At 60.1% G+C, this 11,357-nt stretch carries 13 protein-coding genes; 10 read left to right on the forward strand and 3 right to left on the reverse strand.

Annotated elements, in window-relative coordinates; all coding sequences use genetic code 11:
• Positions 1–55 precede the first annotated feature (55 nt).
• Positions 56–1,624 carry an MFS transporter gene (locus X265_RS36110; protein WP_232995657.1) on the reverse strand — a complete coding sequence of 523 codons (1,569 nt, stop codon included), beginning with the start codon at positions 1,622–1,624 and terminating at the stop codon, positions 56–58.
• 1,119 nt (positions 1,625–2,743) lie between these two features.
• Here X265_RS36110 and X265_RS36120 point away from each other — a divergent pair.
• Entirely contained in the window at positions 2,744–3,064 is a 321-nt protein-coding gene (locus tag X265_RS36120; RefSeq protein WP_128929802.1) for a DUF736 domain-containing protein, read from the forward strand.
• Between the two features lie 247 nt (positions 3,065–3,311).
• On the opposite strand, the gene X265_RS36125 is transcribed toward X265_RS36120, so the two are convergent.
• Together X265_RS36125 and X265_RS36130 are read right to left on the reverse strand one after the other, a co-directional pair.
• Entirely contained in the window at positions 3,312–3,593 is a 282-nt protein-coding gene (locus tag X265_RS36125; RefSeq protein WP_128955107.1) for a helix-turn-helix domain-containing protein, read from the reverse strand.
• A gap of 267 nt (positions 3,594–3,860) precedes the next feature.
• The gene (locus tag X265_RS36130; RefSeq protein WP_128929805.1) at positions 3,861–4,109 is read right to left on the reverse strand and encodes a helix-turn-helix domain-containing protein; all 249 of its coding nucleotides are present in this window, start codon (positions 4,107–4,109) and stop codon (positions 3,861–3,863) included.
• A 143-nt stretch (positions 4,110–4,252) separates the two neighbouring features.
• Here X265_RS36130 and X265_RS36135 point away from each other — a divergent pair, with 143 nt between their 5' ends.
• The 9 genes from X265_RS36135 (at position 4,253) to X265_RS36175 (ending at position 11,324) form a co-directional block, all read left to right on the forward strand.
• Positions 4,253–4,525 carry a DUF2285 domain-containing protein gene (locus tag X265_RS36135; RefSeq protein ID WP_128929806.1) on the forward strand — a complete coding sequence of 91 codons (273 nt, stop codon included), beginning with the start codon at positions 4,253–4,255 and terminating at the stop codon, positions 4,523–4,525.
• Positions 4,526–4,690: 165 nt separating this feature from the next.
• A complete protein-coding gene (locus X265_RS36140; protein WP_128929807.1) occupies positions 4,691–4,885 on the forward strand; it encodes a transcriptional regulator domain-containing protein in 195 nt (64 codons plus the stop codon).
• A 139-nt stretch (positions 4,886–5,024) separates the two neighbouring features.
• A complete protein-coding gene (locus X265_RS36145; protein WP_188637459.1) occupies positions 5,025–5,465 on the forward strand; it encodes a DUF2285 domain-containing protein in 441 nt (146 codons plus the stop codon).
• Positions 5,466–5,596: 131 nt separating this feature from the next.
• Positions 5,597–5,878, forward strand: coding sequence for a helix-turn-helix transcriptional regulator (locus tag X265_RS36150; protein ID WP_128929809.1), 282 nt, complete (start codon positions 5,597–5,599; stop codon positions 5,876–5,878).
• Positions 5,879–5,901: 23 nt separating this feature from the next.
• Positions 5,902–6,783 carry a replication initiator protein A gene (locus X265_RS36155; protein WP_128930181.1) on the forward strand — a complete coding sequence of 294 codons (882 nt, stop codon included), beginning with the start codon at positions 5,902–5,904 and terminating at the stop codon, positions 6,781–6,783.
• 286 nt (positions 6,784–7,069) lie between these two features.
• Entirely contained in the window at positions 7,070–7,534 is a 465-nt protein-coding gene (locus X265_RS36160) for a DUF2840 domain-containing protein (protein ID WP_128929810.1), read from the forward strand.
• Positions 7,531–8,043 carry a S26 family signal peptidase gene (locus X265_RS36165; RefSeq protein ID WP_128929811.1) on the forward strand — a complete coding sequence of 171 codons (513 nt, stop codon included), beginning with the start codon at positions 7,531–7,533 and terminating at the stop codon, positions 8,041–8,043. Before X265_RS36160 ends, X265_RS36165 begins: the two co-directional genes overlap by 4 nt.
• Complete coding sequence (locus tag X265_RS36170; protein ID WP_232995621.1) at positions 8,043–8,942, forward strand: lytic transglycosylase domain-containing protein; 900 nt, start codon at positions 8,043–8,045, stop codon at positions 8,940–8,942. Before X265_RS36165 ends, X265_RS36170 begins: the two co-directional genes overlap by 1 nt.
• Positions 8,943–9,566: 624 nt before the next feature.
• Complete coding sequence (locus X265_RS36175; RefSeq protein ID WP_128929812.1) at positions 9,567–11,324, forward strand: relaxase/mobilization nuclease domain-containing protein; 1,758 nt, start codon at positions 9,567–9,569, stop codon at positions 11,322–11,324.
• Positions 11,325–11,357 lie beyond the last annotated feature (33 nt).

Below are 11,357 nucleotides of genomic sequence, written 5' to 3' on the forward strand. Positions count from 1 at the left end.
TAATACGCGACACTGCGGTCGCATCCGCCGGTTGTCCGCAACTGCGGGCGTCAAGCTATCCCCGAGCAAAACCCTCGATCGTGCGGCGGACACGCACTTTGCCGGGACCAACGTGGTAGTCTTTTATCACAGCGCCTTCCAGAGCTTGCTCGGCCATGGTGGAGCGGTTGCGCTGGCGCAGGTAGTCGTGCCAGGTGTGGAAGTGATAGCGCTCGATCCACGCTTCTGGGTCTGCCATGTTTTGTGCGATCGACCAACCGTAGGCGCCATTGCGCTGCCTGACGAGCCGAAGCTCTTGCATGGCCTCCCGAAAGTCCGGAGCGTTTTTCTGCTCCACCCGATATTCGATCTCGATCACCACAGGTCCGTCGCGCCCCCTGACCGGCAACCGCACCTGCGGATCTTCGAGGAGGCTTCCCTCTTCGGCACCCTCACCAACAGAAGGCATCCGCAATCGTAGGCCGACCAGAGGAGATGCCAGCATCAGCGAGGCTGCGACAAGCAGCGCTGTTTCAACGCCGGCGATGTCGGTGAGATGTCCCCACCCCCAGCTGCCTATGGCAAGACCGCCGGATGCGGCGGCCTGGTACGCCGCCAGAGACCTCGCGGCAACCCAGCGGGGTGCAGAAAGCTGTACGCCGATGTTCAAGAGCGTCCAAGACAACGTCCACCCTGTACCAGCCAGAACCAATCCGAACGCAGCCATCAACGGATTGTGGCTTAGTGCCAGAGTTGCAATACCCGCTGCCATGGACAGCGTGCAGCATCTCATGGCGGCTTCGCTACTTAAGCGCTCGCGCACCAGCGAGATATTGATCGCTCCCAAAATGGCTCCCAGGCCAAAGGCGCCCAGCATCACGCCGTAAGTTGGCGCGCCACCGAGAAGGCGATCACGTACGACCACTGGCAACAGCGCCAGGATAGCTCCGCTGACCAACCCGAATATGATCGTTCGGACCAACACGATCATAATAGGTGGCGAGTTCGTGATGTACCGGACGCCCAACAGGATGGCATGGCCGAGCCGTTCCGGTGGGAGACGCGACCGCTCACTTGCGCGCTTCCATAGATAGAGCGCGGCGATAAGTGGCACGAACGAGATCGTGTTGAATGTGAACGCGGCTACGGTCCCGGCGGAGGCCACAATGATACCCCCGACTGCCGGACCTACGCTCCGCGCGATGTTGTAGCTGATGCCATTCAACGCAACTGCGGCGGGCAGGGCTTGTGGAGGCACTTGCTCGCCCACTGCCGCCTGCCACGCGGGTCCCAACATCGCGGTGCCACAGCCTGCTGCAAAGCAGAGACCAAGCAAGAGGTCCGGCGTAAGCAATCCCAGCAAAGCGAGTACCGCCAGCGTAGCGCTGGCGGTCAGTGCAATACCGAGTGAAATCAATGCCACGATGCGCCGGTCATGCAGGTCAGCAATTGCGCCGGCCGGAATCGCAATGAGCATCACCGGCAATCCGAGAGCGGTTTGGACCAGCGCGACCTTGTCCGCTGACGATGACATTTCGGTCATAGCCCAGGCCACCCCGACTCCCTGTACCAAACTACCGAGATTTGACACCAGGCTGGCGGTCCAGATGCGGCGGAACGTGCGGTGCCGCAGAGGGGCGGTAATGCGATCGGCCTTGGCAGAGTGGAGGCGAGCTTCAAGGTCAGGCGAGGTTGGCTCAGCTTCCTCGGTCGTCGACCGCTCTTTCGGCTTGCCCGGAGCCAGGACAGGGCCGTTCAATGAGCGAAGCGAATTATCTGGACACACGAAGGTCTGCCTTTCGGCGGACCTTTTCGCGGTCCTACCGATCCCTTAGAATCACACATTATACCCATGCCCGCCGAAGAATTGCAGTGACGAAGTCCTACTTCGCGCCGGATTGCCGCACCGAGAACAAATGCCCGTGAGGCGGGATAAAACATATCTGACATGTGCAGTGGCTCGACGATGAGCTGAGGGCCGCGATATCTGGTTCTCGGCGTCCGGGGGCCGTACTGATCAGTTCTCGCAGATGTCCTGCGGTACGTGCACGCAGCACTGGCCTGGGTCATCACCTGAATGGCCTTAATCTGCAACGGTGAGGCAGCGTTCACATGGATGACGCTGCTAGGATAGACGTACTCGACTGGACGGCCGAGGCGGTGAACTACCGACTCACCCAGTTATTGCGGCCGCGATGCGCAAAGCCGGACCGTTAGGACGTTCCTCATCGTCATACAGATTTCTAAGATTGGTAGCCGACGAGGCATGATGTCGTGTGAGCAGCTTAACGGCTTGCCTATGAAGTGCTACGAACAAGCAGCACCGATTATCACGTCTCGCCCCACATAGCTCCGGCGCCGGGACGAAGCGCACCGCTTGACCGGCTTTGCGGGGACGATGCCGCCCATTCCCGCAGATTGTTTCTCTTCCTTCCCGAACCGTTCCGACCTCTTGTGCAGAGGAACCGAAATTCGCCAAGCTTCTCCCCGGGTTTGAGGTTCAGCACGCGGACGCACGAGGCCTCTTTGATGGCTCGATCTGGCCGAAGACCGGCTGCGCCTCGATCGGCTGAGCCGCAACGCCGTTGCTGCGACTTTCTTCCCCTGGGCTCACGCCCATTCCTCGCGAGACAAGAAAGTCTCTTCAACGGCGTCCTCCGCTGCGCTTCAGCCCGCGAGCGGGTGCGTCGCCGATCGTCCTCGCCCTTGAGATCGCCATCGAGGCCGCGGTGGTCGCGGGCTCGAAACACAACGGAGAAGCAAGATGGCTAATATCGGAACTTTCAAGAAGGTCGGCAATGATTTCCAGGGCGAGATCGTCACGCTGAGCTTGCAGGCTAGGGGCGTCCGCATCGTCGCCGAGACCAACCGCTCCAACGAGAACGCGCCCAGCCACCGCATCTATGTGGGTCGGGCCGAGATCGGCGCAGCCTGGTCGAAGCGCTCCGAAGAGGGCCGCGACTACCTCTCGATCAAGCTTGACGATCCCTCCTTCAACGCGCCGATCTACGCGAGCCTGTTCGACGACGAAGGTGGCGAGGGCTACAACCTGCTCTGGTCCCGGCCGCGCAAGAACGGCGAGTGAGATCCTCCGCCAAGCCCCGCCCGGTTCGCCGGGCGGGCTTTCCGCACATCGGCGCGAATTCCATGGGCTCGGAATGCGAATCTTAATTTTGCGATGGATTCAGCACTAGCCACAGGTCGGCGCCACTGAGATCGGCAAACCCCTTCGCACCGGCCTGTTACGATCAGGGCCATCTCGCTCCAAAGACGGCCCACGCGTTACACAAGCGACGTAGGCGTATATCCCGCGATTGTCGAAACAGAGGGTGTTATTTCTTCTTGCGGTCAAGTCGGGTCGATTTGCGCCCTTTAGGCAATGTTTTATGGATCGTAGCGCCCTTTGGTAATGGAAGGAATAACTCGTTGAGTTGGACACCGAGGGTGTCAGCCAACCGGTCAAGCAAATCAATCGTAGGATTTTCCAACTTCCGCTCAAGACCACTCATATACGAACGATCTATTCCCGCGTCATAAGCCAATTGCTCCTGCGGAATACCGCGATCGACGCGTATCCGGCGTATATTCCAGGCTACGAGTGCGCGAGCTTTCATTTGCGCAGGCAGCCATTTGGTGGCCCATTAAACCACTGGATATGGCCCGACTATTTAAGTAGGCTCTCGATAGAGAGACCGTTCAGCACGCCATCACCAGAACATCCCGTGTCTCCCAAGGAGGTTGCTGGCGCAGCTGAAACGGTAAGACTTTTGTAGGCCGTTGGAGCCGTCGACGTGCGAACAGTGCTGTCCGAACCATCGTCGCACCTGTGGGAAGCGTCCTACCCTCACTTGGGGCAGGTGCTTTGGCTTTTTCGGAAACAGTTACTTCCGCTTGGCCAGTTTTCCTTCGTTTCGCGCCTCCTCGTCCGGCGCGATGAGATCAACCGGAGTGACGCCCAACGCACTGGCGAGCTGGAACAGGCTTACGACGGTTGGATTGCGGCGGCCGCGTTCCAAGTCGCTGATGTATTGTTGAGTAAAGCCGGACAGGTCGGCGAACTTCTCCTGCGTAAAGCGCTTTTGCTTCCGCAGCTTTGCGAAATTCCGGCCGACCAACTTGCGCATGTCCATTCGCGCAAGTTGCGTCTTACATACTATGAGGTTTATCTCCTATAGTATGTATCTGCACCGACCCCGGAATACGACTAAAATGAGACCGCTCGTCAATCGCGCGTCCAGGAACCTTGCAATTATTCGATGTTTGTTGTCAGCCCATGACCAAGTTCAACTTAAATCCCGAAGTGGCCGATGCCCCTCCCGCTGGGGACGCCATGACCTCCTACGACGAACAGCATGTCGTAACCTACATGCGCCTTCTGCAGGCGGAGAGCGAGGGGGCCGATTGGTCCGAGGTCGCTCGGATCGTGTTGCACATCGACTCCGATCGCGAGCCGGAGCGTGCGCGTACTGCATACCAGACACATGTTCAGCGCGCGAAGTGGTTGACCGAACAGGGACGTCTGTTGCGCGGACCTAGATCAACCTAGAATAGTTTTCTAGACGGCTTTGGTTCTGACGACACCTTTTTCTCGGCACTCGGGCGTGGTGACTCACGTGCACCACGTGGTGACAAGCTGGCATCTTTTCCCAAAGGCCTGTTCGCAGCTATTGCGCCGTCATCGTTGTTAGCTCTTTGCAATGAGGCGGATGTTATGGCCCAAGTCGATTGGCGCTCCCCGGACTCCTACGACTACCTGAATAATGCTGACCCCACTGATATCGCTTGGGAGTTCGTGCGTCGCAATCCTGAATACCAACGTGACTACCAGGCTGTGATCGCCAAGAGCCCGACGGGTGAAGTCACCGAGGAATTCAGGAGGAAGTGGGGCATCTGCTTTCGCCCATGACCCGCAGCGGTCCTTTGATCAACAGACAATCTTTTGGGCGCCCGAGGCGCTGCCGGATGTCGTCCCGGTTGCGGTAACGACGTCAGGCGCTGACCCGAGTGCGCCAGATCTACCTCTATTCAACGTCTCGACGGCCGAAATGCGTCGCGCCGCTGATGGGTGGCACGCCGTGCTGCGCATCGGGACCGTGAACCACCGTGTCTGGTTGAAGGATGAACCTTCCATTGGTCATCGCTATGCCGCCAAACTTCCCTTCGATGAGAACTTGCCGCCGCGAGCGCATGCAGCTCGCAGATTGTGGCGCGCGCTCAACGGACGCGCGGCAGGCCCCGCTTTCCACGAACTTTCCAAACAGCGCCGGGATCGCCTAAGGCAAGTCGCGCGTGCGCTCGACGCACGTCATGCCGGTAGCAGCTATCGTGTGATCGCGTTGGCACTGCTTGGAAAGAAAAGCGTCCCAAAGCAAGCCTGGAAGACCCACGATTCCCGTAGCCTCATCATCCGTCTGGTACACGACGGCTTCTCCTTGATGCGGGGCGGCTATTGCAGGCTTCTGCGCTCCGGGCGCAGGAACAAATAGCCTCATCGCGGGGGTGTCGAAACATGCACCCCCGATCTTCGGCATCCCCCTCCGAAGCCCTGCTTCTCCAAGATGACCACACCCACGCCGGCGCCCTCATGGGTGGTGCGCCGCCATCTTGGAGCTCTCAAATGCCCGATCCGACCGCCGGACTTCCTCCGCGTTTCCTGCGCACTCCCGAGGCTGCACGCTACCTCGGCCTGTCTGGCCGCACGCTGGAAAAACATCGCACTTACGGTACCGGGCCGACCTACCGGAAGATCGGCGGCCGCGTCGTCTACGCCTTGGACGACCTGAAAGCGTGGGCCGATCTCGGCGCCAAAACGTCCACTTCTGACCCTGGCAAAGACACGGTGCTGCCGGCCAAAAAGCATTCGCAACTACGTCGTTATGCCGGCCAGGAACACCGCTGATGGTCGCTCTGAAGGCAATCATCATGCGACGCATTCAGCAAGCCGACCGCCATCAGCTTGAGCTTTTCCGCGCCCTGCCGGGAGATCTTGCTCCACGCGATGCGCAGGATCTGATGGCTTATCCATTCTTTTCGCTGGCTAAGACCAAAAGGATCGTGCCCATCGATTTCTGCGCCGGAACAACCTCAATCCGCGTCGAAGCTGTCCCGGAGCACGGCATGGCAACGATCTGGGACGCCGACGTCCTGATTTGGGCTGCCTCCCAGATCGTCGAAGCTCGCGATGCCGGTCTGAAAACATCACGCCTGATAGCCGCAACGCCATATGAGATTCTGACGTTCGTCGGCCGCGGCACCAGCGCACGCGACTACGACCGGCTGAAGGCAGGTCTTGACAGACTTCAGTCAACGACCGTGCTGACCTCGATCCGTCAACCCGCAGAACGGCGGCGGCACCGCTTCTCCTGGATTAACGAGTGGAAGGAAGCCGCTGATGCATATGGCAGACCATTTGGGATCGAACTGATCCTGCCAGATTGGTTCTATGCCGGCGTGATCGATGACGCTCTCGTTCTGACGATCGACCGCGCCTATTTCGACCTGACAGGTGGCCTTGAGCGCTGGCTTTACCGGCTGGTGCGCAAGCACGGCGGCCGGCAGCGCGGCGGCTGGAGCTTCGACCTTGCCCATCTTCATGCCAAGTCCGGCAGCCTCTCGCCGCTCAAGCATTTTGCCTACGACGTTCGACAGATTGTCCAGCGGCAGACATTGCCGGGCTATCGGCTCGTCCTCACGCGCGATCCAAACGGCCGCGAGCGGCTGAACTTCGCCTCGATCCCAAACCTTCCCGTTACGGCGCGCCTGTCGGCGCGTCGTTCGGGACCAATTTCAGGGGACAACCTGTGAATCAGCTCGTGCTATCGGGGACCGCAACCCTCGTGCCATCAGGGACCAGATCATCGTGCTATCGGGGACCGAAAGCGAACCTAAAGGCTTGTGAACGCGCGCTTTCCTGGCCCCCTAACTTTACTAACCAGAAATCCTTCGGATTTCTTCTAACGGAACTCGCTGTTGCCCACATTGTGGAAGAGCGGCAGTGGCACGGACGGTCGAGCTGCCTTCAGGTTCAAATCCCGCAATCGTCCGTCCTCATCACTAGCCGTTGGCTTTTCGAGCTTCCGGGAGAGACAGCATGAGCGATCTCACCGAGGTGGAAGTGCTGTGGCTGGAGAAGCGGATCGAGAACCGGGTTCGATTTGGCCGCAATGTCGAGGAACGGAAGCTCGATCGCCATCGTCGCGTCCTGGCATTTGCTCCAGGCAGCATCTTTGCGTTCGTTCGTTGGACGTCGAATGATTTCGGGACGGTGATTTCGCGCATTGATATCCTGCGTGCCGTCGCCGCGGGTCAGCGCTGCTCGACCGTGCCCTATGTGAAGCCAGGAGGCGACATTCTGCTTCGCCTTTCTGGCTGGCCGAAGGTCGAGCGCGTGCTGCAGATGATCGATGCCGTCGAGGCACTTGGTATCGATCCGGCTGATGTCGCCCCAGATCATTGGCAGCATGTCCACAACCGTCTTTCCGTCAATGAAAGCCCACGTCCCTACACGAAAGCTCGCCATCAGGCCTGGCTTCGCCGGCGGAGGATCATCCGATGAGAGGGCGGATGATGACGCTGCTTGCGATGTGCGGGGCTGCCGCAGCGATCGCCGTAACCATCGTGGAAGGGCGAACGCCGGCCTTCATCTGGAATGCATCGCCGAGCGTGCCCATCGGCCTTTACCGCCTGCGTTCCGCAGAGACTTTGTATGTCACGGAGCTGGTTGCGGTTCAGCCGCCTGAACCGCTGGCGAGCTTCCTCGACCTGAAGGGCTATTTGCCGCTCGGCCTTCCTATGCTCAAACGTATCCTCGCGCTCCCCGGGCAGACGGTTTGCAGAACAGGCCTCGCCATCTCGGTGGACAACATTGCTATGGGTGAGGCGCGTGAGCGTGACGGCCGCGGCCGTCCGCTGCCAGACTGGCAGGGCTGCCGCGTCGTCGGGCCGGCCGAGCTCTTTCTCATGAACTGGCAATCGGATGAGTCCTTCGACGGCCGGTATTTTGGCTTTCTTCCAGCCGCAGCCGTGATCGGCCGTGCGGACCCGGTGTGGACCTCGGAGGAGTGATGAGGTGTGTTCGTCATATTCATTTCACCATGCGCTTGTTCGATGGACCGCAAGGCCCTTTCTCCATTCCGGCTCCTCCATGCAAAGGCGATGTTAGGGAGGAACACCTCCCGCTGCTGAATGGCGCGCACAAAGGCTTTCTCCATCGGGAAGAGGCGCGCAGGAGGACGTACCTGGCACAGTTTGGCGCGCGCCTGTTCGCTGCACCCTTCCTGTTGCTCGTGCTCGCGCTTTGCAGTGCTTCGGTCGCCGAGGAGACAGCAACAGGGGCGGAGCACGAAGGGGCCCAGCCATTCGAAACCTTCATCATCGAAGCTTCACAGCGTTTTTCCATTCCAGTCTCCTGGATTGTCGAGGTGATGGCTGTCGAAAGCACTGGAGACGTTCGTGCCAGATCGCCCAAAGGCGCCATGGGGCTGATGCAGCTCATGCCCGACACCTGGGCCGAATTGCGCCGCCGGCACGCCCTCGGCAGCGATCCGTTCGACCCCCGTGACAACATCCTGGCAGGAACGGCGTATCTGCGTGAAATGCTCGACCGCTTCGGACCGAACGGCGTATTTGCTGCCTATCACGCAGGACCGCTGCGCTATCAGGAGCATCTTGCCGGGCGTCCATTGCCTGTCGAAACCCAAGCCTATGTGAAGAGGCTTGGGTCCGTGCTGGACGTCGATCAGCAACCGACCTGGAAGGCTGGCGTCACGTCATCAGCATCGTCGCTGCTCATTCCGCAGTCAACTCATAAGCCAACTGACATGCCGAGAACGGACGACCGGTCGATAAGGATTGTGCCTTCGGCAGACATCATGAACGCTATCTCCTCGCGAGATATTCTGCGGATCGTTCCAAGCTCGACTGGTCTATTCGTGGCGCGGACCGATTCTCGCACCATGCAATGATCAGAAGCGCGGTTGCGGAGCGGAACACATGTCAGCGAGCGATCGGCGAGAAGTGAGAGGGGCGGAGGTGAACGACCGTAAGCGTCCGGCATCTGCATACGGCATATGGGCGATGCCTTCGGCCCGCGCTCTACTCGTCGCTTCGCTCCTCACCGAGCCACCCTATGGGTGTCTCGGCCCTTCGGGTAACGATCGCTATCGCAAGCGCTCGCAAACAGTGTGCGCTTCGCAAACTAACTGCCACGTCGCGGCTGTTTTTTTCCCAATGAATCGGCCACCAGCCGACGTGTTTCTGCAGGCGCTGTTGGAGGATCCACCACAATGAATCCCAACTGCTCTTTGCCGTAAATCTCCCTCCTTTGCAGGCGAAAAGGCAGGAGATTTGTCTGCTGATCCGTGGACCAGCAGACGAAATGTTCGTCAACTAGAGGAAGGAAGAGCGAGTAACAAAGAACGACGGGCTAGGGCAAGATAAAAGCGGCTCGCCCGTCGAACGCCAAGCCATTGCCATGGCTTGGGTTCTGGCGTGCCGATCGGTCGTGGCGCGTGCCGCGCTTTGAACATTCACAAGCAAATTCAATGCATCTTTCGGTACTGACTAAGATTTACGAGGAAAGAACGACCGTGAATACCAAGGACAGCGAACTTCACATCCGGCCCGGCCGCATCCGCAGCACGCGCGCGCCCAAGGCCAAGAGCTTCTTCAATCAGGTACTGCAAGCGGCGCAGAAGGCGGGCCACACCTCCGCCTCCTCGATGAGCCGCGGAGGACGCGTCGGGCGCTCGACGTTCGGCCGCGGCCGGCTCCAGTTTGCCCGCAACCGTCTGTTTAGCGCTGCGCGCCGCGTGACCGTGAAGGCGCGGGTCGCGCGGCATAAGGGATTGGCATTCGGCTCGGCATCACTCGCGGCGCATATCTCGTACCTCCGGCGCGATGGCGTGACCCGCAGCGGCGAGAGAGCCTCGCTGTTTGACGCCGAACGCGAAGAGGTTGATGGCAGCGCCTTCGCCGAGCGTTGCAAGGGCGATCGGCATCATTTTCGATTCATCATCGCACCCGAGGACGGGGGCGAGATGAGCGATCTGAAAGCGTTCACGCGCGATCTCGCCAGGCAGATGAAGGCGGACCTCGGCACACGGCTCGACTGGGTCGCCGTCGATCACTGGAACACGGACAATCCACACATTCACCTGCTTGTTCGCGGGGTCAGCGACAACGTTGAGGACCTCGTGATCTCCCGCGACTATATCAGCCAGGGACTACGCTCTCGCGCGGAAGAGCTGGCATCCATCGAGCTCGGGCCCAAAGCCGAGCACGAGATCCGCAGGGCTCTCGAACGCGAAGTCTTCGCCGAAAGATGGACACGGCTCGACCGCGAGATCCGTCTGGCTGCCGACGAGACCGGCTATCTCGACCTGCGGCCCGATCGGGAAGGGATATCTGACCCCGAAATCCGCCGCCTTATGATCGGGCGCCTTCAGCATCTGCAAAAGATGGGCCTTGCCTCATCGGCGGTACCCGGTGAGTGGATGGTGGGTTTGGACGCAGAACCCCATCTCAGAGACCTTGCAATTCGGGGCGATATCATCAAGACCATGCATCAAGCGATGACAGAGCGGGGACAGGAACGAAGTCTCTCGGAATTCGCCGTTACGGGGGAAAGAACGACCGCACCGATTATCGGGCGATTATTGGCAACCGGGCTACACGACGAGCTCACCGGCGAAGCCTATGCGCTCATTGATGCGACCGACGGACGGCTCCATCACGTCCGCTTTCGTGGTCTTGAGGCATTCGAACAGGCGCCCCCCATTGGCGGCATTGTCGAAGTCAGGCAGTTCGGTGGGATGGACGAGCAGCGGCCGACGCGCGTGCTCGCCAATCGCTCGGATTTCGATCTTCCCGCGCAAATAGGTGCGCCGGGAGCAACCTGGCTCGACCACCGACTGGTCGAGCGCGATTCGATGCCGCTCGCCTTGGGCGGCTTCGGGCGGGAGGCTCGGCAAGCGATGCAGGCGCGAGCCGAACATCTTGCAGAAGCAGGGCTCGCACACCGAGCGGGAGGGCGCATCATCCTGCAACGCGATCTCCTCAATACGCTGCGGCGCCGGGAGCTAGAGGCGGCCGGTGCCGAAATCGCGGCCGAGACCGGCTTGCCTCACGCGCAAGCCGCAGTCGGTGAGCAGGTCGCAGGAACATACCGAAAGAGCCTGTCCCTCACGTCGGGCCGCTTTGCATTGATCGACAATGGGCTTGGCTTTCAACTCGTCCCCTGGACGCGCGAACTGGAAAAACGCCTCGGCCAGCATGTGACGGGAAGCGTTAGGGATGGCGGTGGGATCGAGTGGAGTTTCGGCCGCAAGCGCGACCTCGGTCTTTGATTTCCTTGGCCAGAGCGTCATTCAGCGAAGGAG

It is taken from the genome of Bradyrhizobium guangdongense, from assembly GCF_004114975.1.
In the GTDB taxonomy this organism is placed as follows: Bacteria; Pseudomonadota; Alphaproteobacteria; order Rhizobiales; family Xanthobacteraceae; genus Bradyrhizobium; species Bradyrhizobium guangdongense.